Source organism: Cupriavidus sp. PB-02, from assembly GCF_058252315.1.
Genome location: NZ_JBXPSX010000003.1, coordinates 399,372 through 426,122 on the forward strand (window position 1 = coordinate 399,372; position 26,751 = coordinate 426,122).

A 26,751-nucleotide genomic window follows, 5' to 3' on the forward strand; every position below is an offset into this window, starting at 1 on the left:
TCACACCGAGCTGTTACCGGCTCCGCATGTCTGGGTAGGGAACGGTTGATGGAACAACCGGTTTCGTCAGGCCATACGTTCTCCTGTGAAACAGAAATTCAGGCGACTTGCAGGTCGCACAAACACATTCTTCGCCAAGTCGATGCCGAAGGTCGTGACCTTCATGTGGGATGCTCCTGTTTGAGAGGTTGCCAGGCTCACCAGTTTGGCACTCGTGTACCTTCACGGGAGCGTCCATCCCATTAACGCCCCTTGAAATCAAGGCCGGATGCAGTATTTTTATTCGAAAATATTGAGAAATAAACCTATTATTAAAGACAGCCGCCTACCCCATTTGAATAAAGGAGACATAATATGTTCAAGCACGTCCTGCTCCCCACTGACGGTTCCGATCTCTCCAGGAAAGCTACGGCTGCAGCCATCGAATTTGCGAAGTCAAGCGGCGCGAAGATTACCGCCTTCACTTGCATGGATGAATATCCGTTCTTGCAATCGAGCGATGCCGGCCACCAGACACGCAAGGCATTCGAGGAGCACGCAGCAGCGGAAGCGAGTTCCCGTCTGAACCAGATTGTCGCGGAGGCAAAGGCGGAAAGTGTCACCTGTGGCACCGATATGACGATCTCTGCCACGCCGTACAAGGACATCGTGGAGGCTGCCACCCGGCACGGCTGTGATGTGATATTCATGGCATCCCACGGCCGTCGCGGCCTCGCAGGCCTGTTGGTCGGAAGTGAAACACAGAAGGTCCTCACGCATTGCACAATTCCGGTCCTAGTCTACCGCTAGGGCTTCTCCGCCAGTAGTTGGGCATGGAACGGACCCGAGGCCGAACGCTACGGGATAACCGATTGTCACGACTCCCTCAAGGAGAGTGTGTCAAAGCAAGGGTTAGGCCGCGCGATGCGTCAGGTGACATGCGTTTCGGCGGTGAGATTTCCGAAAAGTCGGCGACTTTCAAGGCTATGCCCGCCAGAGTGAACGAAAGGTACGACACCCCAAAGGTGGAGTGGCGCGTTTGCGGGATCGACTGGCGCGTCCTCACCGAACTGGCGCTGTAGCATCAGCTGCACGACTTGTTTTCAACGCGAGCGGACGATTTCCCCTGCGTTCAGTGCCGCAGACGCATCCAATTGATCAGGCCGCCGGCGCGCAGCACCGCGACCTGACGCGGCGAGAGTTGGTGGGTCAGTGTCAGGCGCTCGCCGGCGCCGTCGATGCTGGCCTCGATCTCGGATCCTGCGGCCAGGGCGACGTCGAGTTGCTCGAGCATCAGCACGTCGCCCTGCGCCAGTTTGTCATAGTCGCCGGCGTGCTTAAACGTCAGTGGCAGCACCCCAAAGTTGATCAGGTTTTGCCAGTGGATGCGTGCGAAACCTTTGGCGATGACGACGCGCAGCCCCAGATATCGCGGCGCGATAGCCGCGTGTTCGCGGCTTGAGCCCTGGCCGTAGTTCAGCCCGCCCGCGATGGCGTGGTCGCCAGCGGTCTTAGCGCGCTGCACGTAGTGTTCGTCGAGCTGCTCGTAGACGAACTCGCTGATCGCGGGAATGTTGCTGCGGTAGGGCAGCACGCGAGCACCGGCCGGCATGATGTCATCGGTGGAGATGTTGTCACCGACCTTTAGCAGTACCGGCAAGCTGAGCTTGTTCGGTAACGGCTGGAAATCCGGTAGCGAATGGATATTCGGGCCCTTCAGTAGGGTCTGCTCGCGGGCTTGTTCGTATGACAACGGCGCCACGAGGTTCTGCGTGTTAATTACTGGATCGTCTGGTTCTTTGATACGCGGGTAGTCCATGTCCAACGCGCGCGGATCCGTGATTCTCCCAGTCAGGGCCGAGGCCGCAGCTGTCTCCGGACTACACAACCAGACGTGATCCTCGTGCGTGCCTGAGCGGCCCGCGAAATTGCGCGGCACGGTGCGCAGGCTGTTTTTCCCGGTGGCCGGAGCCTGGCCCATGCCGATGCAGCCGTTGCAGCCGGCCTGATGCAGGCGCGCACCGGCGTGTAGCAGGTGAAGCACGTGGCCGTCGCGCATCAAGGTTTCCAGCATACTGCGAGAGGTCGGATTCACGTCGAACGAGACATGTGGCGCCACCGTGCCGTTCCGGACGATCTGGGCCGCCACTGCGAAGTCACGGTAGCCTGGATTGGCAGAGGACCCGATATAGGCCTGATAAATTTCTTCGCCGGCCACTTCTCGCACCGGGACGACGTTGCCCGGACTGGACGGTTTGGCAATCAATGGTTCGAGCAGCGACAGGGCAATTTCTGCCTCCATGTCATAGCGGCAGTCAGCATCGGCCAGCAGGCTGGTGAAAGCATCCTCGCGACCCTCGGACGCGAGAAAACGCCGCACCGCTTCATCGGCGGGAAAGACGCTGGTTGTCGCGCCGAGCTCGGCACCCATGTTGGCGATCACATGTCGATCCATGGCCGACAGCTTGTCCAGGCCCGGTCCGTGGTACTCGATGATGCGGCCGATGCCGCCGTCGACCCCGTATCGCCGCAACATTTCCAAAATCACATCCTTGGCGCTGACCCAGTCCGGCAACTCCCCGGTCAACTTGATGCCCCAGATTTCCGGCATCTTCAGGTAGAACGGCTCACCGGCCATCGCCATGGCAACCTCCACTCCGCCGGCTCCGATCGCCAGCATGCCTAGTGAGCCGGCCGCGCAGGTATGGCTGTCCGAGCCGAGAAGCGTCTTGCCCGGACAACCGAACCGCTGCATGTGGGTGGGGTGGCTGACGCCATTGCCAGCCCGGCTGTACCAGACGCCGAAGCGCTTGCAGGCGCTGAGCAGAAACAGGTGATCGTCCGGATTTCTGAAGTCCTCCTGCAGCAGATTGTGGTCCACGTACTGGGCGGAAAGCTCGGTCTTGACGCGGTCCAGCTGCATCGCCTCAAGCTCGAGCATGACCATCGTACCGGTGGCGTCCTGGGTCAGCGTCTGGTCGATGCGCAGAGCAATCTCCTCGCCAGGCTGCGTACGACCACTGAGGAGGTGTGCGTCAATCAGCTTTTGGGCGACACTTTTTCCCATGGTTTGCCTCTATTCGGTGAGCGCTGTGAGGGACGACGCCTCGCAACTGGGAGAGTCCATTCCTGGATAAGGATGGGCGGTAGACTTCACTTCAAGGACTTCATCTCGGCATTGTCGAGGACAGCCAGCAATTGCGTTTCCGCCTGCCGTTCCCGCACCAACTCCGCTGTATGAAGCAACTACAAGGTCTTCAACGCACGAATGAAAAGTTGGAATATCTCCGGACAGAATCCGTCCGAGGTCCTCGCTGCGCCTCAAGCACTTCAATGAAGCGGGACATGTGTCAATTAGCACCGCGAGTTGGCCCCGTGGTTGCCGCTGACGTGGCCCCGGCCATGAGTACGATACAGGCCGACCGTGCCCGCATGCCGGCTCGAAGTGTTGGAGCACCTGCATGCAATGACGGCTCACGCTCCGCTGCCATCCAACAGGTATGAGCCGCCACTGGTAGCGGAATAGGTCTCCGACAGAGGCAATCGATAATTACTTGCACTCGGGAGCCTCGCTCCTCTGCATCAGGTAAGCGATCAGGTCTGCGCGTTCTTGGTCGTCCTTCACTCCCGCGTACCCCATGTTTGTACCCGGGACCACCTTCAGCGGATCGGCCAGAAAACGATCCAGAGTGCGTTCATCCCATACTAGCTTCGATTGCTTCATCGCGTCGGAGTAAGCGAAGCCGGGCTCGCTACCAGCACGTCGTCCAAGGAGGCCGCAATGCCTGGGCCCTGTGCGGTCGTAGGTGAACGTGTGGCAGGCCACACAGCGATCATAGATTGCTACGCCGGCGGCCGGGTTACCGCGCAAGACGCCGCCGCCGGACGCGGGCGCCCCGGCCAAGGCCGTGATGAGGCCGAAACTCACCACGAGGCTTCTGTACATTTACGAGACGAACGCCGACGGCACCGGCGTTTCGCCCAAAACATGGCGCAGTACGGCCCAGTGCATGGCCTCATCGCCAAGGATACTGGCGGCCGCTTTGGCGAGGTCACGGTCGTGGAAGATCGGCACCGCTCCAAGATAGGCACTGACCGCTCCCTTCTCCAGGGATGCCGCAAAGCGGAGGACATCGTTCTGGGTCTTGAGCGAGTCGGTCGGGAACGTGTACTTTTCCTTTGCTGAAACTGGCTTACCGCCCAGTTTCGCAATGGTTTGAGAAAGCACGGTCGCATGCTCTTTGTGATGGCCCTGAAACGTCACAGCGACATCAAGTATTGGCTTTTTCAGTAATCCGCTTTGCGCCCCGACCTGGTAAGCTGCGATGGCTTCAAATTCCGCTCCGAGCGCGGTATTCAGAACGCGGACGTCGTTCTCCGGCGAGCCTTCCCCTGCGGCTGCAAGCGCTCTCCTACCTGTTAGCAACGCAATCGCCGTGCCTGAGAGCAAGAGACCGGACTGGTGGAGGAAAGTGCGGCGCGTGTCGGCTTGCGCAAAAGGAGTAGTTAGACGTTGAATCGATGACATGGCTGCCTCCTTGACAGGTGTCTTACCTAACTTCACGACGAACTGCTTTTCGCCTGCACTGCAAGCGGAGCAAGGACTTCGACGATGCGATCGGAGCGCTTTCCCGCAAAAAAAGCAACTTCATGTGGAAAATCTTCCGCGCACTTCGCGCAAGAGACTTCGCGTCCGTTAGAAGCGCGTACGCACCGTCACCTCCTCAATGCCAGGACATTCGACGTCCCTCGACGGTTCTTTCTTCCGGCCCGACGTCACAGGGAATCGGGATTGCCGAAGCACTGCGACCACGCTTGAGGATGGTCGGGTGTAAAGTAGTGTGAATCGGCAGCCCTATCCATGTGGGCCACAAAATGAAGAACTTATGAAACAGGGTCCAATGCATGCGAAGAAATCGGGGACTGGCGAGGGCGTTCCAACTTTAAAAGCCATACGGCTTCAGTTTGGCCCGCACGGAGCTCGTCACACGTTTGCCGTCGTTGGCCCACCATAGCATCGTGCCGCGCTGATTCGATTCGCAAAGTTTGCCGAGCTCGGTGTTGGTTGCTAAATAAGCATCTAAGATGCATGTTATGCCGTAACTGCGAGATTGGCAACGCATATTGCAGCCGAGGCGTTGCAGACGCATGCGAACTATTGCCATCAATGGCGATCAGCACCTGCAGTGAGAGCGTCCGCGACGGTTACGACCGCGGACGGGCTCTCCCCAACCCACTCCATTTGGATGCGCCACCGGCGCGCGCTTAGGCTTCGAGTACGTAAGAGCCGGGCGCATTGGCCAATACGACACACAAGCACCCAAGGCAGGCGGCATCGTCTTCTCGCTGGGATGATGTGCGAGCCATCGTTGCCACCGCGGCCACCACGATCCTTCACATACCGGCGTGTTGGCGAAACCATTCGTTCGGGCTGAGATAGGGGATTGTTCTTGGCCTGCAGGCCAAGACGATAGTGCCGCCCGGCATTGCCTGGCTCCGAGACGATGCCCGCCCCCCCAGACGTGAGCAGGAAGCTGCCCTAAGTGTCTGCAGGTGAAGTTTGTTGACCGAACGCCAGGGCGACACGGGGTCGCGTTTTTTGCCGACCACAAAGATGGGCAACTTGGGATCGGCCAACGAAATCGACCGACGGTGGGTCTCCTCACGCAGGTTCCGCCAGCGAGTAAGTTTCGTCCCCCCCGTCTTAAACGTCACCCTTAGCACCTCAGGGTTCAGCTACAAACAGTTGCTCGGCGAGGGTTAATCATCCATTGCCGAGCTGCTGCTCATGATATGGAGAAACCCCCGCAGATCGGTGGTGGCGGCCTGCAAGCAGCCCTCTGTGTGAAGAAACATATCACGCAGAAGGGCATACGGCCACCGCTCCCACGCCGGCCAGCAAAGCGCGGGTCGCCGACTTCCGTGAGGAAGAGGCAAGTCTAGCGACTTGGTCTCGCCATGGAGTTTGCTGGCGCAGCGCCATCTGCTTGCCAGGTGCGGCCAGATGCCACGCCCAGTCCAATCCTGCCAGACCCAACGCATCAGGCGAGACGCCGCGCGTGATCTGCGGGAGCGCTGTATGTATGAGTCGATCGTGGCGCATTGAGCGACCCGGCGGCAGGCGCCGGCGGACAATCGGCGTCAGTGGAGGAATCGATGACCATCGCCACCAATCACGGTTTGTCGATTGGTCCTAGGACATCGCAATTCTCAAGCGGTTAGGTGGCTGATTTCAACGTTAGAGAACGGATCCGTCCGGCGATGCGAACTGGCTCATTCCGAGCGGGCGCGACGCAATAAGCGATGCATGCCAATACGCATCTTGGCGAACCAGCGCTCAAAATTTCCGACGCCGGAGACTGCTAGAAATTGCGTTCTGGCTTCCCGCGCCATGACAATAGGGGAAAAGCCCCAAGGAGGGGGCAGCGAAAAGGTGTGAAATGGCGCAGAAAAAGAAGTATATTGAATGCATGTTATGCGGTCACTGCCAAATTGGCAAACGCAGGTTGCAGCCGAAGTCTTGCAGTCGCGACGACAAGCAAGTGGAGACGCACAAATGAGACTGACTGAATACACCGACTACAGCCTGCGCGTGCTTCTCTATGTTGCCGTGCACCCGGATGAATTGGTGACGGGCCAGCGCATTGCCGAAACCTTTGGTATCTCCAAGAATCATCTGACAAAGATTGTCGCGCACCTGGGCCAACTCGGATTTCTCAAGACCGTCCGCGGACGATCCGGCGGCATTACGCTTGGTATGGCACCGCAGCAAATCAATCTCGGCGCGGTGGTACGCGCCACCGAGCCCGACTTCCGGCTGGTCGAATGCTTCGCGTCGGAAGGGAACCAGTGCATCATCACCAGTGCCTGTGGCTTGCGCCATGTCCTGGCTTCCGCGCTGGCTGCCTACTTTGCCGTCCTGGATTCGTACACGCTGAAAGACCTGGTCAAGCGGCCTGGGGCGCTTCAGCGCGTGATGTCCGGCGCCAGCATGCTCCCGGCTAAGATCGAACGGCACGCGGCGCGGACTCACTGAACCTTGTGAAGACTGTCGTTGACGCCGCCTGACAGACCTAACACTAAAAGTCAGTATGACTCCCCCTGGTGAAGCAAGAGGCTGGCCCGCCGCGAGGAATCAAACGCGGGTTAGCATGACTGCCAGAGCCGCATGGTGTGGACAGTGCCACACCCGGCGATTTCCAGCGCGGAGGCCAGCATGGAACACGATAGCACTTTGTATGTCGGGTTGGATGTCCATAAGGACTCGATCACGGTCGCCTATGCAATCGGCATGGGTGAGGTCGAGCTGCTTGGCAAGATCGGTACCTCGAAGACCGATATTGATCGCCTGTGCAAGCGCTTGCAGTCCAAAGCGCGCCGCATCCGCATCGTCTACGAGGCAGGCCCTTGTGGCTATGGCCTTTACCGGCAGCTTGCAGGGAAGGGATTCGACTGCATGGTGTGCGCGCCCTCGCTGATCCCGAAGAAGCCTGGTGAGCGCGTCAAGACCGATCGGCGCGATGCGGTCAAGCTCGTGCGATCGCTACGCGCTGGCGACCTCTCGCCGGTGTATGTGCCCAGCGTGGAGGACGAAGCATTCCGGGATCTGTCACGCGCGTGGGTCAGCGCCAAAGACGATCTGAAGCGCGCCCGGCAACGCCTGAAGGCCTTTCTGCTCTCGCACGGTGTCCGCTACAGCGGCAGAGCTGACTGGGGACCAGCGCACCGGCGCTGGATCAGTTCCTTTGCGTTCGACGCCGTTTGGCAACAACTTGCCTTTGATGAATATCGACGTGCCATCGAGGATCGGCTCGTGCAATGCAGCCGTCTCGAAGCGGCCTTGCGCGAAGCCGTGGTCAACTGGCGCTTCTATCCGGCTGTACTCGGCTTGCAGGCCATGCGCGGCGTGCAGTTCACCACGGCGATAGGCATGCTCGCCGAGTTGGGCGATCTCTCGCGCTTTGTCCATCCGCGCCAACTGATGGCTTGGCTCGGCGTGACGCCTGCCGAACACTCGTCCGGTGAGAAGCGGCGACAGGGCAGCATCACCAAGAACGGCAATAGCTATGCAAGAAAACTGCTAATCGAAGCCGCCTGGAGTTACCGGCACCCGCCACGTGTGAGCCCCGAGATTCAGCGCCGGCACGAAGGCATCCCGAAGGCCATCGTTGACCGCTCCTGGGACGCCCAGCTTCGACTGTGCCGGCGCTATCGGAGACTTGCCGCGCGCGGCAAGAACCCGAACATTGCGGTGGTTGCAGTGGCTCGCGAACTGAGCGGGTTCATCTGGGACATCAGCCAGCTCGCGATGTCGCTTGCCGTACCGAACGCGGCCCAGGCAGCGTAACCCACCCCCCCCCCCGGAATCAGTCTATCTGTCACTACTATGAGACCAGTTTCCTGAAGGCGGCGTAGCCCGGCACACGAGCAACCCGCGACCTAGCTAGGCAACGGATTTCATCCGACTTGCGGCAAAAGATAGCGGCAGGCTCATTGGGCGGACCTCTGTAATGCGGTAACCAACCCGCGGATATCAGCATGATCCACCGTCGAGACTTACTGCTACGTCGCCCTCAGGAAATTGGGGGGGAACAACATGCAACTGTGAAACTAAATCAAACCAAATCTCGATTGACATGGGGGAGTCATATCAGCTAGGTGACAAGAATGCTGAGTCCTCATGAAGTGGCAACCCTCATGCTGATCAAGGACGACCCACATCATACCGAACTGGATCGCGCGGATCTTGACTCCCTCGTCGAGCGCCAGCTTGTCAACCTGGAGGACGTCGTCTGCGGTCACCGACGTCCCCGTATCACGGCCAGGGGTAACGCCGTCCTCAACGCCATCGCGCGCATCCGCTGAAGGCCGAAGGCGCGAACGCCCCTCGATGACGCAGCAAGCAGGTGGTTCATTTGAGCGCGATTGCTGGTGGGTGTCGAAGCGCCTGCAACTCGTGTGAGTTCGCATTGCCTATGTAGTGCCCGCAGTAGTCCGTCAACACTACCTGTCGCGAAAACGTAATCGTCCGATATCCGCTGACACGCGTCGGGTTAATCTCTCAGGAACTTCACAATGAATCCGTTTCCCCCCGAGCAAATCGCGGCCGCTCAACAAGCCAATCTCGCCAGCTCGTTCGAATTGGCGAACCACGCCTTCTCCGCCTTCGAGAAATTGGTCGAGTTGAATCTGCGGGTGATGAGGTCGACTCTGACGGCGATGCAGGCAAACACGCAGAAAGCGTTGGAGGCCAAAACCCCGCACGAGTTACTCGCCCTACAAGCCAGTCTGATGCAACCGCTTGGCGAGCAGGTAGTGGCGTACTGCCGCAATTTGTATGAGATCGGGTCGGCTGCCCAAGCGGAAGTTGCCAAGGCCGCGGAGGCGCAATATGAAGCAAACAACCGCCGGCTGCACGGGCTCATGGAAAACTTGGCGACCAGTGCGCCGTCGGGGTCCGAGGGCGCCGTCACCGCACTGACGTCGGTGATTACTGCCACCAACAACCTGTGCGAGAGCATGTACCAGACCGCGAAACAAGTGGTCGAAGTCACCGAGAGCAACTTCAATAGGGCAAGCACTGCGGCGTCGAAAACAGCTAAGCAGGTCGCCGAGCACACCTCGCGCGCTGCCAGGACGTAACGGTAGGAGTCCGCCGCGGTGCGCGCGCTCCCAACGCGGCGCGGTGGGCCAGTCGTCCTGTCGGGGCCGCCGTCCGCCTGCCTCTGGTGCTGGACTATGGCCACCCGTCGGCTGGCAAAGGACGGGCTCCCCACAGAAACTCCGATCCCGAGGAGCGGGTCGGCCCCCGCGGTCAGATCGAACCGCCTGCCATACTTAGCCGGTCGGTTGCGTTGCGGCCTCGGCCTGGAACGAAATGCAAGGATGACATCTCGCGTGCGTATCAAGCAACTGATCTGCGGCGGGACTGAATAAGCACCTGCGATCGGCGGGCAATAACTGGGGGGCGCGCGCCACCAAGCAAGCGTAGTGACCTAAACTCGATCACAAGGAGTTGAGTGCAATGACAAAGCAGATTGCAGTGGTGACTGGAGGCATGGGTGGGCTGGGCGAAGCCATTAGTGCCAAGCTCCATGACGCGGGATATACGGTGGTGGTTACCCATTCCCCTAGCAATGCTGGTGTGGCGGGCTGGCTAACCCGGATGGCGGCGGACGGGCGTCAGTTTCAGGCCTATGCGGTCGATGTTGCCGACTACGACTCGTGCCAGGCTTGCATTGGCAAGATCCAATCTGAAGTCGGTCCGGTCGACATCCTTGTCAACAATGCCGGCATCACACGGGATGCCAGCTTCAAAAAGTTGGACAAGGTCAATTGGGATGCGGTCATCCGCACCAATCTGGACTCGGTGTTCAATATGACGAAGCCGGTATGCGACGGCATGGTGGAGCGGGGTTGGGGTCGCATCATCAACATCTCTTCCATCATCGGCTCCAAGGGTGGCTTCGGTCAAACCAACTACGCGGCCGCCAAGGCCGGCATACATGGCTTCACCAAATCGCTTGCGCTTGAAGTTGCGAAGCGGGGCGTGACCGTCAATACCATCTCGCCGGGATATATTGCCACCGCGATGGTCACGGCGGTGCCCAAGGATATTCTGGATACCAAGATCATTCCGCAGATCCCGGTGGGTCGCCTGGGGAAACCCGAAGAAGTGGCAGCGCTGGTCGCCTACTTGTGTTCCTGCGAGGCTGCCTTCGTGACCGGGGCCAACCTAGCCATCAACGGCGGCCAGCACCTGCAGTAACTGCGCCCCGTCCACGAAGACCTGACCGGCCTTGCCGCCGGTCGTTCGCTGCGAGACTACGAGTCGGGCTTGTCGGTGCCGCTCTGGCTCATCGTTGCTTTGGGGACTTCGAGCAGGTTGTAGCCCGGGGTGTTCAAAACAACGGTAGCGCGAACGAGCCGATCATGTAAGCATTGCCAGATGAACTCGATGAAGTCTTTCGCCAGAATTCGGCCAGGTTCGGCGTTGGCAACAGGCAGTCTCACCCGTGTTTTGCCTCGTTGGCCCACGTCCGGGCACTCATTTCTTGGCTGCCGGCTCCCGCCGAAGGCGCATCATTGAAAAATCGCTCAACGCAAACAGCGTCGGCAGTTGCCGCTTGTTCTTCACCCAGCCACGGTAACGCACCCGGAGGTAGGAGAACGGGCACTTGATCAGGTGCGAAACAAATGCTCGACCTCGGCGCGGATACGGGCAATGACGTGCTCAAGTTCATCGTGCCGCTTCCCCAACGGCGTCGCTTGACCAAGGCATGCTTTTGGACCCATCGGTAGTCGGCATCACCGAACCCGTCATGCTCCTTGCCATGGAGGAATGCATAACGATACGACAAGGACGTGGCGCGGCGGCGGGGCAGGCTTCCTGAGCTCGACCACACGCCGCAATGGTCCAAACGAAGCCCGGTTTCATTCGACGCGAAGGGTGGCTTTCATGGTCGGATGAAATGTGCAGATATAGGGAAATACGCCGGCCTTCCTGGCCACGTATTTCCACGACTTCCCACTTGCGATGGTCTTCGAGTCGAATCCGCCGGCTTGCGCCGTCACTGTGTGTGGGAAGAAGTCCCGGTTGATCCACACAACGGTGTCGCCCGCCCGTATGGTGAGGGCTTCCGGTTCGTAACGGGTACCCTCAATCACCACCGTGTGCACGACTGGCCTAGCGCTCGCCGTCACGATCGGCTGCACCAATAGCAATCCTGCCGTCGCCCACAGCGCCGCCGCAGCCAGATATCGGGTGGCAAGAATCGCCATACGCGTCATCATTTCTTCTTGCCGAGCGAAGCCTGGATTCCCTTGGCATGCTCCAGGTGCGCCACGAAGGCAGGCCGAACCTTTACCAGCAGCGCTTTCAGTTCTTCGTTCTTGGCATTTGGTATCAACGTCTTATCCATGGCATCGATCACGGTCTGATGATAGGTGATCTCGTGGTCGATGTAGGCGCTGTCGAACTCGGCTCCCTTTAGGCCTTTGAGTTTCTGTAAGTTCTGGTCGCCGCCCGTCTTGAGGCCCGTGCTCGTCGCGCTGTCTTCGGGTTTGACCTTAAGTTTTTTCACGAGTGCGCTTGCAGACTTATTGACGCCGGTATGATCGGTAATCATCTGCTGTGCGAATGCCTTTACGTCTTTGCTGGATGCCCGTGATTTGGCGAGTTTTCCGGCGTCGATGTCAACTTGATTCGCCGTGACGACAATGGCGGCAATTTGCGCGTCGTTTGGTGCGGCCTCCTCGGCCACTGCTGCGCCGGTTGAGAGAAACATAGCGCTGGCAAGGATGATGTTTGTGATTTTCATGGCTTCGTGTCCTCATTGGTTTGCAATACGTCCGATCAGTATAGGAGTCACCTCGATTGTTTGAACCGAAATTTGCATTCGTTGCGTGAGCATCTTTGTAGGGGCAAAACTCACGCATAGAATCCGCGAATTACACGACCATGCCGCGGATAGGTTGGGGATCGGGATTCGCTCTGTCACGGTCACGGATTGTGCGTTCACACACGATCTTGGCTCAAGCGACGCTACAAGGATTTTAGGTACTCGGCCAGGTCGGCGATCTCCTGGCTGGTCAGGCCAAGTGCCTGCTTCGTGTTGTAGGTCTGCACGACATCCGTCAGCGTCGCAGCCGACCCGTCGTGGAAGTAGGGCGGGTGCTGCCATACTCCGCTCAGCGGCGAGGTCCGATACTGCTTGGTCGCCGAGCGGGATGCATAGCTTGGCGATTCGGGTTCGGCCATCGAATCGGCGGGCGGATGTAGTCGCGAATTGGCGTCCGTGAAGGTCGTTCCGCTATGACAAGTGGCGCATCTCCCGGCGCCTTCGAAAACGAGCTTTCCCCGCTGCGCCGCGATTTCGTCGAAACTGCCGGCCTGTGCCGGCGGGGCCTTCAGGGATAGCTGGTAGGCCTGCAGGGCGGGGAGCTTGCTGGTGACAAGATCCTCCGTGCCATGCGTGATGGACAGGTTCAGCCGCGGTTCGGACACGGAGCCAAGACCGCCCATTTCTGCCACGGCGACATACCGGTTCCAGTAGGCGATGTCTTCGCCGTCGCCGGTAACGGTAATGCGATGAATGCCGGCCAAGCCGTAGGCGGGCGGGATCACAACCGGCTTGCTGAGTCCGTCGATATTGTGCCGGGGATCAAACTTGCCGGCGCCCCACGCATTGAGGACTTTCTTCATGGCGGCATCCACTGCCGGCGACAACGCAATGATTGCGCCCGGGTTGAGGTCGCGATTGGCCCATCCATCCAGGCGCTTGCCAATGCCGGGCGCGAACGAGTTGTCGACAGTCGAATGGCATAGCGCGCAGGTGACCCCGACCCGGACCAGCTTGTCCACTCCGTTAATGGTTTCGACAGTGCCTTTGACGCCGACGACCGCGTTCAGTTTCAGCAGAGCCACGGTGGTGGCCGGGCTCTTCAGGTCGACGGTGCCATTCCTGATGCCGTCCACGACTGCCGCGGGCAAGGCTTCAGCATCCACTTTCAGACCGACCGACAGGGCGGTCACGGGGTCGACTGCCGTGGCGATGACCTCGTGCATCTTCAGTGTATCGGTCCAATGTGCTTCATCGCCAAATGTGTCGAACCGGAAGATCTGCTTGCCCTGTTCGACCAGCGCTGCCTGCTTCGCTGTGGCATCCTCGTTGACTGCCACAGTCTCGCCCGACGAGCCGCCGCAAGCCGCGGCAGCCGCCACGGCGGCGCCTGTCGTCATGGTGGTCAGCAAGCGCCGGCAGGTGATCATTGAGCGCACCTGCCGCCTGCGCATTGGTTGGGTCGCGGGTGGATGTACGTGCGGAACCTGTTTCATGATCAGTCTCCTTCGTTGTGGATGAAACCGCTGCGATTGAGCCGCGGCGCAGCAGCGCAGGGTGGTAGGCGATGGTGTCAATGCATGACGGGCGGGACGCCGCGCGGGCTCGCCGGCGCGCGAGCACGATCGGGGCATCGTTCCGACGGCGGGTCGATTGGCCTCGTGGGCGTGCGGCTGAGGGGGCGCTCTGACATGACATCCACCCGTTCTACTGGTCTGGACATTAGACGCACCAAGTCGCCGAAAGGTGACAGACCACGCGCTACCCATGAGCTGCAAGGTTCCATCCGAGGTTTGGCAAATGGCGCAGCACCGGAGCACTGCCCATGAACTCGCCGGACAGATCGCCTATGATGAAAGCGGACATAAAAAAAGATATGGCCCTGCTTCGAGAGAAGGCTCAAGCCGGCTGCGAAGCAAAAAGATGCCTCCACCACTTGATGGCAGGGCCGGAGGAAGATGCTGGCGAGCCACAGGATGAACCGGATGCGGTCGTCGATCGTTTCCCGTTCCGCTGCCGCAAGATCCATCGCAGGTTTCCGGATGCATGGATGAAGGCGCGCTTTTTCCCAGAATGTGAAGGCATGCGCCTGGAATTGTGGCCACCGCCCGTGGATGCATGGCCACGCCCCTGACAATCCTAATGCCGAAGATCGGCTCAGCGTTTCCTCGCCAACGGGCAGTTATCGTCAGGACGGCATGGCCGCGAGCACACGCGTGAAATCTGTGGTGGAAATCGACGCGGACCAACTGGCGTCAATTGCTTGCCCCGTAGTCAAATTGCCTGTCACCTTTGTGGGACGTCACGCGTCTAATTGCCAGAAGCCGGACAAAGGAGCGGTATCCAGAATGCCTAATACAGTGAGTGCCCAGCAGCCACCGCCGACCCTTGACGCCCGCCCGGATGCCGACCTTGTGACGGGCGCCAGAACCGGAGATGCAAGTGCATTCGAGATCATCATGCGCCGCAACAACCGTCTGTTGTTCCGTGCAGCGCGGGGTGTGGTGTCTGATGATGCCGAGGCTCAGGACGTGGTACAGGAGACCTATCTGCGCGCCTTTATCAGCCTGGATTCGTTCCGCGGCGACGCTGCCTTGAGTACCTGGCTGGTGCGCATCGCAATCAATGTCGCGATGAGCACGCAACGAAAGAGAGGGCGGCTCATCCAGATGGAAGACAGTGAGGAACAGGGGGCCGAACCTTCGCAGGAGAATTTGATGTCATTGCGCACCGCGGACAGCGAATCGCCCGATGCCCTGGCCGAACGGGGCCAGATGCGCGAGATCTTGCAAGGGGCGATCGAGCGGTTGCCGGCCATCTACCGCAGCGTTTTCATTCTGCGCGCGGTCGAAGACATGAGCGTCGAGGAAACGGCATTCTGCCTTGACGTCAGCAATGATGTTGTCAAGACGCGTTTCCTGCGGGCGCGCACGATGCTGCGCGCCATCCTGGCTGAGCAGGCAACGCCATACTTGCATGCCACCTTCGCGTTTGCCGGATCGCGCTGCGACGCTGTGGTCAACCATGTGCTGAGCGAACTGAACCGGCGCGGCCTGATCAGGCCGCACTGATGCCAATACCGCTGGCAAGCCCGGGTATCTACCCTGCGCAAACAAACAAAGGACGAATATGAACGCCCCAGAGAGAACCGCTTTCCTTCCGGACGTGCAGGCGACTGAAGATCAGCGGAAGCTGGCCATCGACGGCGTTGGCGTCAAGGGGTTGCGGTATCCGGTTACCTTGCGTGCGGGCAAGAGACTGTTGTCGACCATCGCAACATTGTCGATGACCGTGGGGCTGCCGGCCACCGCCAGGGGTACGCATATGTCCCGCTTCATCGAGGTGCTGGAGGCTGAGAAAGAAGCGCTCGACCAGGCCGGGTTCAAGGCATTCCTGTTCGCCATGCTGCAGCGATTGGATGCACCTAGCGGGGAACTTGAGATGCGGTTTCCATACTTCGTCAGGAAATCCGCTCCGGTCTCGGGCGTGCAGAGCCTGCTCGACTATGAAGTGCGTTGGCTAGGTACCGTGGCGGAAGACAGGCAGTATGGATTCTGGATGTCCGTTACGGTACCAGCTACCAGCCTGTGCCCATGCTCGAAAGAGATCGCCGCATACGGCGCACATAATCAGCGCTCGCACATCTGCATCGGGGTCAGGCTCGCGGAAGAGATGGCCGTCGAGGAGCTGATTGCCATCGCCGAACGCAACGCCTCCTGTGAAGTGTATGGCCTGCTGAAGCGCGCAGACGAGAAATACGTCACTGAGCATGCATACGACAACCCGAGGTTTGTCGAAGACCTGGTGCGCGATGTCGCGCTTGCGCTGGGTAGCGATGCGCGCGTGATGGAATTCGAGGTCGAGGCGGAGAACTTTGAATCGATTCACAATCACTCGGCTTTCGCACGCATCACGCATCCGGGTCACGTGAGGCTGACCAGGCGGTAGGGGAAGGCGCAAGTATCCGGACCGGGCAACCCACTCTCGAGGGCATATGATGAATTCCTATGAAGTAAGGCTGAAAGGATGCGAAGAAGTCGCGGCTGGCACCTTCGCCTTCCATTTTGAAAAGCCGTCCGGTTTCCATTTCAAGCCCGGCCAGGCGATCGACCTGGTCCTCCCCGATCCTGCGCCGCCCTCGGGGCGGTACCTCGCGCGACACACGTTCTCCCTTGTTAGTGCACCGTTCCAGGATGAACTGGTCATTGCGACGCGAATGCGCGACAGCCCGTTCAAGCGGGCACTCAAGTCCTTGTCAGCCGGTGCCATCGTTAGGCTGGAAGGGCCGTTCGGGTCCCTGACCCTGCACGGCGATCGCGCACGGCCCGCGGTCCTGGTTGCGGGGGGCATTGGTGTCACGCCCTTTGTCAGCATGCTGCGGCAGGCGGCGCGGGAGCAGTTGCCGCAACGCATTCTGCTGCTTTACGCCAATCGCCGCCCGGATGATGCTGCATTCCTCGTCGAACTCAGGCAGCTTGAGCAGAGATACAAGTACTTCCACCTGATTGCGACAATGACGCAGGCAACAAAGTCCGCGCTTCCGTGGGACGGCAGAGCTGGCCAGATTGACGAGGATATGCTCAGAAGGGCCTGCAGCGAACTTGACGCACCGGTCTACTATGTGGCTGGGCCACCGGGCATGGTGGAAGCGATACGGGACGTCCTGATTGATCTTGGCGTCAATGAGGATGCGATCCGCAGTGAAGAATTTTTCGGCTACTAGCAAATCACAATCGAATCGATAAGGCGGGCCGCAGCAGTGCCGAAAGGCCTGCGATCTCGCTTGCCAGCGGAGGGGGCGGTCCGGTATATCTTGCAGCGATTTCCGCGCACGTTGATGACACTGTAGAGGGCATCATCTGGCCGCCAAGCCAGTCTGAAACAAAGATTGACACCGGCGATCGAAAGCGGAGCCGGCGTGCTCATGCCCGGACTCATGCTCGTGGGATTCCGCGTAGCCGGGCGAAACGAACTATGGCATCTGATGTCCTGTCACGCCCAGCGCCAAGTCTGTTGTACCCGCTCCTTGTACGCACATGCAAACCTCACGGGAGCGATCCCCAGCTGGCCAATGCGCTCCGCGCAGGGCCAGGTTTCATATTCGTCAGCGGCTCGTTGCAGTCAACGCCACTCAGGGATGCATCTTTTTCAGCGCGCCACCTTTGTGCATCGCGATAGGCACTGTCAACTTGCCGATAGCGAGACAAGGCCGTGGCGAGCGTGCCCCCTGGTCAGGAGGCGGTTGACGGATTCTGGGCCACTTCGGTGAATTCGTGCCAGGTAGAGTCTCATAGCGAGGTGTTTGCGATAAAGCGAAGCGCGCAGCAAATGCCGTTTGAGCGCGAAATGCTGCCGGATCGGGCCGAAGTTCGACAGGAAGGCCTGCGTGCGCTTTGGGTCGCGGAATCCGCGCATGCGCCGCTCCCGTTCGCGGGTCGGCTGATGACTGTTCTCGGCGCGATTGTTCACGCGGGCGCCGGCCTTCACGAACACGTGCTTGACGCCGGCCAGCTCCGGGATTTCGGCCTTTGCGGCTGGGTAGCTGCGCAGTTGATCGGTGACGATCCTGCGCGGTACCGGGCAGGAACGCAGGACACGCTGAAAGAAGCGTTTGGCCGCGGCCTTGTCGCGCCGCTTCTGCAGCAGGATGTCGAGTTCGGCGCCATGCTCATCGACCGCCCGCCATAGCAGGTAGGGCTCGCCGCGCAACGTCACGAACATCTCATCCAGATGCCACGTGCTGCCTGGCTTGCGACGCGCAGCCTTGACGCGATGCGCGAAGCCCGCGCCAAACTTGTCGCACCAGCGGCGGATCGTCTCGTAGCTGACGATCACCCCGCGCTCGAACAGCAGCTCCTCGATGTCGCGCAGGCTCAGGTTGAACCGGAAGTACCAGCGCACCGCATGGCTGATGACTACCGGCGGGAAACGATGGCCGTGATAGAGCGATTTCGATTTCTTCATCGCGCAATCTTACGCGACTGCATCAGCAACGTGACAGCGCCCTGCCGCGGTCACTCCTGCTTGCGTCCCGCGTGGCCCCCGAAGCGCGCCAGCAGCTCGCCCATGATGCCACGGCGGAAAGTCAGCACGCAGATCACGAAGATCACGCCGGTCACCATCGTCACCGACTCGCCCAGCGTGCCGAACCAGGAGATGCCGGTGACCGACGCCAGGAAGTTGCCGATGTCGCCCAGCTTGTTCTCCAGCGCGACCACCACGAAGGCACCGACGATCGGGCCCGACAATGTGCCCAGGCCGCCGACCAGCGTCATCAGGATGACCGAGCCCGACATCGACCAGTGCACGTCGGTCAGCGTCTCGAAGCCCAGCACCAGCGCCTTGATCGAGCCGGCCAGCCCCGACAGCGCCGCCGACAGCACGAAGGCGGTCAGCTTGAAGCGGTCGACGTCATAGCCCAGCGACACCGCGCGCGGCTCGTTCTCCTTGATCGCCTTCAGGATCTGGCCGAACGGCGAATGCACCGTGCGCACGATCAGCGCAAAGGCGGCCACGATGATCGCCAGCGCCACGTAGTACAGCGTCAGGTCGTCCGACAGCGGCAGCACCCCGAACAGCTTGCCGCGCGGAATGCCCTGCAGGCCGTCCTCGCCGCCGGTGAACGGCGCCTGCAGGCAGATAAAGAACAGCATCTGCGCCAGCGCCAGCGTGATCATCGAGAAGTAGATGCCCTGCCGGCGGATGGCCAGCGAGCCCACCACGTAGCCGATCAGCGCGCCCGCAGCGGTACCCAGGATCAGGCCGATTTCCGGGGTCACGCCCCAGACCTTCATGGCATGGCCGGCGGCATAGCCAGCGCCGCCGAAGAAGGCCGCATGGCCGAACGACAGCAGCCCGGTATAGCCGATCAGCAGGTTGAAGGCGCACGCAAACAGCGCGAAGCACATCACCTTGAGCACGAACACCGGATATGCACCGGCCAGCGGCGCGGCCACCAGTGCCAGCAGCAGCAATCCGTACAACAGTTTCTTCTGCACGCCTTGTCCCTTTCCTGCGTTGCCCGCGTTGGCCGCCACCGTGGATGGCGTCGATGATGTGGAGGGTGCGCTCATCACTTCTCCTTCCCGAACAGCCCGGCCGGGCGCAGCAGCAGCACGATCACCATGATGAAGAACACCACGGTCGACGACGCTTCCGGATAGAACACCTTGGTCAGCCCCTCGACCACGCCCAGCCCCAGGCCGGTCAGGATCGAACCCATGATCGAACCCATGCCGCCGATCACCACCACCGCGAACACGACGATGATCAGGTTCTGCCCCATCAGCGGAGAGATCTGGATCACCGGAGCGGCCAGCACCCCGGCAAACGCGGCCAGCGCCACGCCGAAGCCGTAGGTCAGGGTCACCATCAGTGGCACGTTGACGCCGAAGGCCTCGACCATCTTGGGGTTCTCGGTGCCGGCGCGCAGGTAGGCGCCCAGCTTGGTCTTCTCGATCACGTACCAGGTGGCAAAGCACACCGCCAGCGACGCCACCACGACCCACGCGCGGTAGTTGGGCAGGATCATGAAGCCCAGGTCGGTCGCGCCCTGCAGCGCGTCCGGCGCCGAGTACGGCAGCCCGGAGACGCCGTAGATGGAGCGAAAGATGCCCTCGATCACCAGCGTGATGCCCAGCGTCAGCAGCAGGCCGTAGATATGGTCGAGCTTGTAGATCCAGCGCAGCATGGTCTTTTCGATCACCACACCCAAGGCGGCGACGACCAGCGGCGACAGCAGCAGCATGATCCAGTAGTTCAGCCCGGCGTACTCCATGCCCATCCAGGCCAGCACCGCGCCCAGCATGAAGAGCGCGCCGTGCGCAAAATTGATGACGTTGAGCAGGCCGAAGATGACCGCCAGGCCCAGGCTCAGCATCGCATAGAAGGCGCCGTTGACCAGCCCCAGCAATAGCTGGGAAAGCATGGCCGGCAAGGGGATTCCGAAGATGTCCATCGCGGAGTGCCGTTGATACCGCCGTTGTATGGCGGGGATTGCTGCGGTTGGTGCCAGGTAATGCGAACGCTGCGGCGAACACCGTTGGCGAACACCGCAGCAAAGAACCGCGTCCGATGCCGGCGGCACGCAGGTGGCGCGCCGCCGGCAGATCTCACATCAGCTTATTTCTTCAGCATTGCGCACTTCGACTCGGCCACCGTCGTGAAGGCCTGGTCGCCCGGGATGGTCGCGACCACCTTCAGGTAGTCCCACGGCTTCTTCGACTCTGCCGCGCTCTTCACCTGCATCAGGTACATGTCGTGGATGCCACGGCCGTCCTGGCGGATATAGCCCTTGGTGTAGAAGTCGTTGATCTTCATCTTCTTCAACTCGGCCATGACCTTGTCCGGATCGTCGGTCTTGGCTGCTTCCACCGCCTTCAGGTAGGTGCTGGCCGCCGAGTAGTCCGCCGCCTGCAAGCTGCTCGGCATCTTCTTCATCTTGCCGAAGAAGCGGTTAGCGAACTTGCGGGTGTCGTCGTTCATGTCCCAGTACCAGCTGTCGGTCATCAGCAGGCCTTCGGTGTTCTTCAGCCCGAGGCTGTGCACGTCGTTGATGAACATCAGCAGGCCGGCGATCTTCATCGACTTGGTGATGCCGAATTCCTTGGCCGCCTTGATCGCGTTGATGGTGTCGCCGCCGGCGTTGGCCAGGCCCAGGATCTGCGCCTTGGACGACTGTGCCTGCAGCAGGAACGAAGAGAAATCCGATGCCGACAGCGGATGGCGCACCTGACCCGCCACCGTGCCACCGCTGGCCTTGACCACCGCCGCGGTGTCGTTTTCCAGCGAATGGCCGAAGGCGTAGTCGGCGGTCAGGAAGAACCACGACTTGCCGCCCTGCTTGACCACCGCGCTGCCGGTGCCCTTGGCCAGCGCCACCGTGTCATAGGCGTAGTGCACCGTGTACGGCGAGCACTCTTCGTTGGTGAGGCGCGCGGTGCCGGCGCCGATATTGATGTAGACGCGCTTCTTCTCCGTAGCCACCTTGTTCATCGCCAGCGCGGTGCCGGAGTTGGTGCCGCCCAGCAGCAGGTCCAGGCCCTGCTGGTCCATCCATTCGCGCGCCTTCGAGGCGGCGATGTCGGCCTTGTTCTGGTGGTCGGCCGAGACGATTTCGATGGACTTGCCCAGCACCTTGCCGCCGCGGTCCTCGACCGCCATCTTGATGGCTTCCAGGCCGCCGGGGCCGTCGATGTCGGCGTACAGGCCCGACATGTCGGTGATATAGCCGATCTTCACGGTGTCGCCCGACACCTGGGCAACGGCGCTGAAGGAAACCGCACCCATGGCAATGGCCGCCATCGCGGCCGCGAGCCGAGTCTTTTTCATCTCTATGTCTCCTGATTTGCGGCGGCGTGCGCGCCACCCGTTCCTGCCAAACATCAACCCATGATCCGTGCGGATCAGACCCCGAGCAGTTCGTGCAGCACCGGCATCTTGGCCTGCAGCTCATTGGCCGCGAAGCGCTCGACGATGCTGCCGTGCTCCATCACGTAGAAGCGGTCCGCCAGCGGCGCGGCGAAGCGGAAGTTCTGCTCCACCATCACCACCGTGTACCCCTTCTGCTTGAGCATCAGGATCATGCGCGCAAGCGCCTGCACGATCACCGGTGCCAATCCTTCCGAGATTTCATCGAGCAGCAGCAGGTTGGCGCCGGTGCGCAGGATGCGCCCGACCGCCAGCATCTGCTGCTCGCCGCCGGAAAGACGCGTGCCCTGGCTCTGGCGGCGCTCCTTCAGGTTCGGGAACATCTCGTAGATATCGGTCTCGCTCATGCCCTTGCTGGTGTCGGCGCCCTTCAGCACCGGCGGCAGCATCAGGTTCTCTTCGCATGAGAGGCTGGAGAAGATCGCCCGCTCCTCGGGGCAATAGCCAATGCCGTAGTGCGCAATCTTGTGCGTGGGCAGGCTGATGGTCTCGTGGCCATTGACCTTGATCGAGCCCTTGCGCGCGCCGGTCAGTCCCATGATCGCGCGCAGCGTGGTGGTGCGGCCAGCGCCGTTGCGGCCCAGCAGCGTGACCACTTCGCCGCGGTTCACGGTCAGGTCCACGCCGTGCAGGATGTGCGATTCGCCGTACCAGGCGTGCAGGTCCTTGATCTCGAGCGCGGGTGTGTTGGATGTCGTCATGTGTCGTTCCCCCGGCCGTCTCAGTGCGCGCCCTGCAGTTCCGCGTCGACGGTGCCCATGTAGGCCTCCATCACGCGCGGGTCCTTGGACACTTCCGCATACGGCCCTTCGGCCAGGATCGCGCCACGCTGCAGCACGGTGATCTTGTCAGCGATCGACGAGACCACGCTCATGTTGTGCTCCACCATCAGGATGGTGCGGCCCGCCGAGACCTTCTTGATCAGCTGCGTGACGCGGTCCACGTCTTCGTGGCCCATGCCCTGGGTGGGTTCGTCGAGCAGCATCAGCTCGGGCTCCATTGCCAGCGTGGTGGCGATCTCCAGCGCGCGCTTGCGGCCGTACGGCAGGTTCACCGTCAGCGTCTGCGCGAACTCGGTCAGGCCGACCTGTTCGAGCAGCTCCATGGCGCGGTCATTGAGCACGTCCAGCGAGCGCTCGCTGCGCCAGAACTGGTATGCCGTGCCGAGTTGCCGCTGCAGCCCGATGCGCACGTTCTCCATCACCGTCAGGTGCGGAAACACCGCCGAGATCTGGAACGAACGGATCACGCCGCGCCGCGCGATCTGCGCGGGCTTTTCACGGGTGATGTCGATGCCGTTGAAAAGGATGGTGCCGGTGGTCGGCTCCAGGAACTTGGTGAGCAGGTTGAAGCAGGTCGTCTTGCCGGCGCCGTTGGGACCGATCAACGCATGGATCGATCCGCGGCGCACCCGCAGATTGACGTCGCTCACCGCCGTGAACCCCTTGAACTCCTTGGTGAGGTTCCGCGTTTCCAGGATGGTTTCCTGCTGGTTCATGTCTCCTGCCCGCCCTCTTGCTGAACTGCCGGCGTGATGCCCGGCACTGAAAATGGTCCGAACCGGACTTGTAGGCCCTTGCTCCCGCATGTACCGTCAGGCTGGCCGTGCTTGCGGCCCTGCCTCCGGCTTTTTGTTCAGCGGCCCGGCGAGCGCGGGCGCCGCGGCGACCAGGCCGGAAAGTAGCGCGGCCGCAGCCGCCAGTGTGGGATTCCGCGTAGCCGGGCGAAACGGATTACGGCATCTGATGTCCTGTCACGCCCAGCGCCAAGTCTGTTGTACCCGCTCCTTGTACGCACATGCAAACCTCACGGGAGCGATCCCCAGATGGCCAATGCGCTCCGCGCAGGGCCAGGTTTCACATTCGTCAGCGGCTCGTTGCAGTCAACGCCACTCAGGAATGCATCTTTTTCAGCGCGCCACCTTTGTGCATCGCGATATGGTCGGTCTTGTCACTCCTGATCTCGTACTGCGGATCCTCCACGCTGGCGTGATGAGTGTGCCCCTTGTAATCGATGTCTTTCGTATGCACCTTGATGATCTTGCCGCTGACATGACCAGCCTCCGAGTTCCAGGTCACGTGATCGCCAACCTTGAGCCTTGTTGTCATCATAGATGCCCCTGTTCGATGCCAAGTGCAGTGATGCCGCGAATCGCGCAGACACGTCACGCATTCAACAGCAAAAGCAACTGCTCTCCTGCATCTCAGCATATATCATGTTGTGATATAGTTTTAATTCAATTGTGAAAATGTCGCCATCCGGATAGGTGGCAGTGGCTTCAGCTTGATCGCTTGTATGTTATCCCGGCGCTCGACGGGCAAGGGCTGTTGGCCAACTGCTTTCCAGTGTCGCCTGCATTCTGTCGCCGGGTGTGTTCGGCGTTACGTATGGCGCCGTCAAATGAAACAGTCAGGAGCAATGCCATGGAAAAAGCAATGTATCCGCCGTCGGACGCGGGAGTCACGGCAAGGCGCAAGGAGCTCGCGCCCGGACCGCTCGCGGCGTTCAAGGCATTCAGCGACAGCGTTTTCGTCGACGGCGCGCTGCCTATGAAGACGAAGCAGTTGATTGCGGTAGCAGTCGCTCATGTTACTCAGTGCCCCTATTGCATACGCGGCCACACGGCGGCCGCTCTAAAAAGCGGCGCGACAGGGCAGGAAATCATGGAGGCCATCTGGGTTGCGGCGGAGATGCGTGCAGGCGCTGCATATGCCCATTCGGCCCTGGCGCTCGACACGATCGCGGCGAATGCGAATGCAAATTCAAATTCGGAAGAGATGCCGCATGTCCACGGTCATTGAGCGCATGCAAACTGAATATGGCAGACCTGCGACAGCGCGGCCTCGGCGGCCATCAGGCATTCCACATAGGGTCGGATGTCGACGGTCGGGGCGTAGTCGGTGAATAATCACCTTTGCCCGATCGCATGTGGAGGTCACACCCGACCCCGGCGGACAAGCGCCTCAGGTTGGCCGTGTTGGGTGGGCAAATGTCTCTCGCTGACCCTGCAGCCTGGACTAGACACTTCGGCCGCCTTGCTCGCCTGTGGGAAGACGTACGGCATCAAGCCAAGCTGGAGCGTTCCGGCCATATTCCGGATTGAGTGCGTGATCTGGCGCGGTGCCGGCAGCAGCGGCGCCCCATGCACCAGCAGTAGAGTGGCTCATTGCCGATGCTACGCTGGATAGGCCAGCGTGGAGAAGGACGTGCGCCGCGCAGTGCAGGTGAGCCGAGCCACTTCAATCTGGTTCTCCCCAAGGATGTGGAAGACGCGCTCTCCAGCATTGAGCAGGTAATCCGCAATGATTCGCCGGTGGCAACGCCACCATAGGGCCTCGGCGCACATGATGGCGCAGCGCCGCGTATGGCCAAGCTTGCGAAGGCGTGTCAGGCCCCGTTGAAACGGTTCTGTCATCGCGTAGTCTGCGTAGTTGTGAAAACTGGCATTAACCCAGAAGGCGTTCATATGGGTTGCGATGTTGCGTTGCTTTCCCCGTAGCCCTCCGAGCTCAGCAATGTGCACGTAATCAATCCGAAATTCCGAAAGAGCGGCAGATAACGCCTCTTGGTTGTATTGGGGATCGGTGCGCGATCGGGGAACCGTTCTGACGTCGACGAGTACGTCGACATCGGCGACTCGGAGCAGGCCGACGAAATCGGTGACTGGGCGCGTTGAGTGGCCGATAGTAAAAAACGGTATGGCCGCGCGAGCGTTCGCGCTGGCCATGGCAACGGGGATCCTGACATCGACGTCGTCTATCGGCCGGCTTATTACGGCCTCGGATGCAGGTAGTCGGATGGGTTGGCCCGTTTCCCCCATTTTCAGAATACCTCTATCCGTCCGCGCGAACGCGCGACGGAGGGCGCCGTTCGCCGCGGCCATTACCGGGTTTTGCGCCGGCGTGATGTTAGTGCAGTGTTCCATTCTGTTTTGAACTTAAGCGGCGGTTGGGGCGAATGACCTTTTGCAAGATGTCGCGAGCGCTCTTGGTGCAGATGAACGACTTGAGGTTGGTGTTGTGGTGAGCGATGTACTCATTGATGGCGATGATCAGTTCCGGCACGCTGGTGAATACGCCGCGGCGAAGTCGCTCGGTCGTGATGTCGCGAAAGAACCGCTCGACCATGTTCAGCCATGATGCCGAGGTGGGCGTGAAGTGCATGTTGAATTGCGGATGCTTGGTCAGCCAGTCCTGCACCGCAGGATGCTTGTGGGTGGCGTAGTTGTCGGCGATCAGATGCAGCGTTTTATCCTTGGGCGTCTCGCGGTCGATCTTGCGCAGGAACTTCAACCACTCGGTATGGCGGTGGCGCTGCTGGCACTGGGCAATGACCTGGCCATCGAGCACGTTGAGCGCGGCAAACAGCGTGGTCGTGCCGTTGCGCTTGTAGTCGTGGGTCATGGTGGCCGCGCGCCCCTTCTTCAGTGGCAGTCCGGGCTGTGTGCGATCCAGCGCCTGCACCGGGCTCTTCTCATCGCAGCACAGCACCAGCGCGTGCTCGGGTGGCGACATGTACAGGCCAACGATGTCTTCAAGCTTCTCGGCGAACTTCGGATCGCGCGAGACCTTGAAGCCGCGCACGATGTGCGGCTTCAACCCGTGGGCGTGCCAATGGCGCATGACGGTGCTGGCGCTCACGCCCAACTCGGCGGCCATCTTGCGTGTGCTCCAGTGGGTGGCCGCCACGGGCTTGGCTTGAGTGGTCAGCTCCACCAACCGCGCCGTGTCCACCTTCACTGGCGGCGCACCGCGCGGCAAGTCGCGTTCGATACCGGCCAGCCGCGATTGCGCATACCGCTCACGCCAACGCGAGACCTGCACGCGTCCGACTCCCAACTGCTCAGCGATGTCCTTGTTCTGCATTCCGTTGGCGGCCAGCAGCACGATGCGCGCGCGCTGCGCCAGCCTTACGCTCGTGAGCTTCGACCGAACCAGCGTCGTCAACTTGGTTCGCTCCTCGTCGGTCAACATGATCTCGGGGGCAACTCGCACTCGCTCTC

26 protein-coding genes and 1 pseudogene are annotated in these 26,751 nt (G+C 60.7%); 11 read left to right on the forward strand and 16 right to left on the reverse strand.

Going from position 1 to position 26,751, the window contains the following annotated elements:
* The first annotated feature begins 354 nt into the window (after positions 1–354).
* Positions 355–789 (forward strand): universal stress protein, encoded by a 435-nt coding sequence (locus tag AC10V3_RS36230; protein WP_490924547.1) that lies wholly within the window; start codon positions 355–357, stop codon positions 787–789.
* A 322-nt stretch (positions 790–1,111) separates the two neighbouring features.
* Here AC10V3_RS36230 and AC10V3_RS36235 read toward each other — a convergent pair whose 3' ends face one another.
* From AC10V3_RS36235 to AC10V3_RS36250, 4 genes are all read right to left on the reverse strand, one after another.
* The gene (locus tag AC10V3_RS36235) at positions 1,112–3,046 is read right to left on the reverse strand and encodes an aconitate hydratase (protein ID WP_490924548.1); all 1,935 of its coding nucleotides are present in this window, start codon (positions 3,044–3,046) and stop codon (positions 1,112–1,114) included.
* 483 nt (positions 3,047–3,529) lie between these two features.
* Positions 3,530–3,925 carry a c-type cytochrome gene (locus AC10V3_RS36240; RefSeq protein ID WP_490924549.1) on the reverse strand — a complete coding sequence of 132 codons (396 nt, stop codon included), beginning with the start codon at positions 3,923–3,925 and terminating at the stop codon, positions 3,530–3,532.
* Positions 3,926–4,507: a ferritin-like domain-containing protein gene (locus tag AC10V3_RS36245; protein WP_490924550.1), complete on the reverse strand. Its 582-nt coding sequence runs from the start codon at positions 4,505–4,507 to the stop codon at positions 3,926–3,928.
* A gap of 1,329 nt (positions 4,508–5,836) precedes the next feature.
* The gene (locus AC10V3_RS36250) at positions 5,837–6,082 is read right to left on the reverse strand and encodes a poly-beta-hydroxybutyrate polymerase N-terminal domain-containing protein (protein ID WP_490924551.1); all 246 of its coding nucleotides are present in this window, start codon (positions 6,080–6,082) and stop codon (positions 5,837–5,839) included.
* 453 nt (positions 6,083–6,535) lie between these two features.
* Between AC10V3_RS36250 and AC10V3_RS36255 the strand changes: the two genes are divergently transcribed.
* From AC10V3_RS36255 to phbB, 5 genes are all read left to right on the forward strand, one after another.
* Positions 6,536–7,015 (forward strand): RrF2 family transcriptional regulator, encoded by a 480-nt coding sequence (locus AC10V3_RS36255; protein WP_490924552.1) that lies wholly within the window; start codon positions 6,536–6,538, stop codon positions 7,013–7,015.
* A gap of 180 nt (positions 7,016–7,195) precedes the next feature.
* A complete protein-coding gene (locus AC10V3_RS36260) occupies positions 7,196–8,326 on the forward strand; it encodes an IS110 family RNA-guided transposase (protein ID WP_454751913.1) in 1,131 nt (376 codons plus the stop codon).
* 350 nt (positions 8,327–8,676) lie between these two features.
* Complete coding sequence (locus tag AC10V3_RS36265; protein ID WP_490924553.1) at positions 8,677–8,844, forward strand: hypothetical protein; 168 nt, start codon at positions 8,677–8,679, stop codon at positions 8,842–8,844.
* A 210-nt stretch (positions 8,845–9,054) separates the two neighbouring features.
* On the forward strand, positions 9,055–9,621 hold the full coding sequence (locus AC10V3_RS36270; protein WP_490924554.1) for a phasin family protein: 567 nt from the start codon (positions 9,055–9,057) through the stop codon (positions 9,619–9,621).
* Between the two features lie 382 nt (positions 9,622–10,003).
* The gene (gene phbB, locus AC10V3_RS36275) at positions 10,004–10,747 is read left to right on the forward strand and encodes an acetoacetyl-CoA reductase (protein WP_490924555.1); all 744 of its coding nucleotides are present in this window, start codon (positions 10,004–10,006) and stop codon (positions 10,745–10,747) included.
* A gap of 665 nt (positions 10,748–11,412) precedes the next feature.
* On the opposite strand, the gene AC10V3_RS36280 is transcribed toward phbB, so the two are convergent.
* The 3 genes from AC10V3_RS36280 to AC10V3_RS36290 form a co-directional block, all read right to left on the reverse strand.
* Positions 11,413–11,772, reverse strand: a complete 360-nt coding sequence (locus AC10V3_RS36280; RefSeq protein ID WP_490924556.1) for a cupredoxin domain-containing protein — start codon at positions 11,770–11,772, stop codon at positions 11,413–11,415.
* Positions 11,769–12,299, reverse strand: a complete 531-nt coding sequence (locus AC10V3_RS36285; RefSeq protein WP_490924557.1) for a DUF4142 domain-containing protein — start codon at positions 12,297–12,299, stop codon at positions 11,769–11,771. The genes AC10V3_RS36280 and AC10V3_RS36285 overlap by 4 nt, the downstream gene beginning before the upstream one ends.
* A gap of 224 nt (positions 12,300–12,523) precedes the next feature.
* Positions 12,524–13,816 carry a c-type cytochrome gene (locus tag AC10V3_RS36290; protein WP_490924558.1) on the reverse strand — a complete coding sequence of 431 codons (1,293 nt, stop codon included), beginning with the start codon at positions 13,814–13,816 and terminating at the stop codon, positions 12,524–12,526.
* A 329-nt stretch (positions 13,817–14,145) separates the two neighbouring features.
* Between AC10V3_RS36290 and AC10V3_RS36295 the strand changes: the two genes are divergently transcribed.
* The 4 genes from AC10V3_RS36295 to AC10V3_RS36310 all read left to right on the forward strand — a co-directional run bounded on the left by AC10V3_RS36295 (position 14,146) and on the right by AC10V3_RS36310 (position 17,043).
* The gene (locus AC10V3_RS36295; RefSeq protein ID WP_490924559.1) at positions 14,146–14,454 is read left to right on the forward strand and encodes a hypothetical protein; all 309 of its coding nucleotides are present in this window, start codon (positions 14,146–14,148) and stop codon (positions 14,452–14,454) included.
* Positions 14,455–14,668: 214 nt separating this feature from the next.
* Positions 14,669–15,391 carry an RNA polymerase sigma factor gene (locus AC10V3_RS36300; protein ID WP_490924670.1) on the forward strand — a complete coding sequence of 241 codons (723 nt, stop codon included), beginning with the start codon at positions 14,669–14,671 and terminating at the stop codon, positions 15,389–15,391.
* Between the two features lie 58 nt (positions 15,392–15,449).
* A complete protein-coding gene (folE2, locus tag AC10V3_RS36305; protein WP_490924560.1) occupies positions 15,450–16,268 on the forward strand; it encodes a GTP cyclohydrolase FolE2 in 819 nt (272 codons plus the stop codon).
* 49 nt (positions 16,269–16,317) lie between these two features.
* Positions 16,318–17,043 (forward strand): ferredoxin--NADP reductase, encoded by a 726-nt coding sequence (locus tag AC10V3_RS36310; protein WP_490924671.1) that lies wholly within the window; start codon positions 16,318–16,320, stop codon positions 17,041–17,043.
* A gap of 508 nt (positions 17,044–17,551) precedes the next feature.
* Here the strand turns inward: AC10V3_RS36310 and AC10V3_RS36315 are convergent.
* From AC10V3_RS36315 to AC10V3_RS36345, 7 genes and pseudogenes are all read right to left on the reverse strand, one after another.
* Positions 17,552–18,284: pseudogene (locus AC10V3_RS36315) on the reverse strand (IS6 family transposase).
* Positions 18,285–18,334: 50 nt separating this feature from the next.
* Complete coding sequence (locus AC10V3_RS36320) at positions 18,335–19,393, reverse strand: branched-chain amino acid ABC transporter permease (protein WP_490924561.1); 1,059 nt, start codon at positions 19,391–19,393, stop codon at positions 18,335–18,337.
* Entirely contained in the window at positions 19,393–20,277 is an 885-nt protein-coding gene (locus AC10V3_RS36325) for a branched-chain amino acid ABC transporter permease (RefSeq protein ID WP_490924562.1), read from the reverse strand. Before AC10V3_RS36325 ends, AC10V3_RS36320 begins: the two co-directional genes overlap by 1 nt.
* 164 nt (positions 20,278–20,441) lie before the next feature.
* Positions 20,442–21,650: an ABC transporter substrate-binding protein gene (locus tag AC10V3_RS36330; RefSeq protein ID WP_490924563.1), complete on the reverse strand. Its 1,209-nt coding sequence runs from the start codon at positions 21,648–21,650 to the stop codon at positions 20,442–20,444.
* A 74-nt stretch (positions 21,651–21,724) separates the two neighbouring features.
* On the reverse strand, positions 21,725–22,450 hold the full coding sequence (locus AC10V3_RS36335) for an ABC transporter ATP-binding protein (protein ID WP_211980434.1): 726 nt from the start codon (positions 22,448–22,450) through the stop codon (positions 21,725–21,727).
* A 20-nt stretch (positions 22,451–22,470) separates the two neighbouring features.
* A complete protein-coding gene (locus tag AC10V3_RS36340; protein WP_013958408.1) occupies positions 22,471–23,247 on the reverse strand; it encodes an ABC transporter ATP-binding protein in 777 nt (258 codons plus the stop codon).
* 394 nt (positions 23,248–23,641) lie between these two features.
* Positions 23,642–23,857: a hypervirulence associated TUDOR domain-containing protein gene (locus tag AC10V3_RS36345; protein WP_490924672.1), complete on the reverse strand. Its 216-nt coding sequence runs from the start codon at positions 23,855–23,857 to the stop codon at positions 23,642–23,644.
* Between the two features lie 315 nt (positions 23,858–24,172).
* On the opposite strand from AC10V3_RS36345, the gene AC10V3_RS36350 reads away from it, so the two are divergent.
* Entirely contained in the window at positions 24,173–24,550 is a 378-nt protein-coding gene (locus AC10V3_RS36350; protein WP_490924564.1) for a carboxymuconolactone decarboxylase family protein, read from the forward strand.
* Positions 24,551–24,924: 374 nt separating this feature from the next.
* Here the strand turns inward: AC10V3_RS36350 and AC10V3_RS36355 are convergent, their stop codons facing one another.
* Positions 24,925–25,476 (reverse strand): DUF488 domain-containing protein, encoded by a 552-nt coding sequence (locus AC10V3_RS36355; protein WP_490924565.1) that lies wholly within the window; start codon positions 25,474–25,476, stop codon positions 24,925–24,927.
* Positions 25,477–25,657: 181 nt separating this feature from the next.
* Positions 25,658–26,743, reverse strand: coding sequence for an IS630 family transposase (locus tag AC10V3_RS36360; protein ID WP_490924566.1), 1,086 nt, complete (start codon positions 26,741–26,743; stop codon positions 25,658–25,660).
* Positions 26,744–26,751 lie beyond the last annotated feature (8 nt).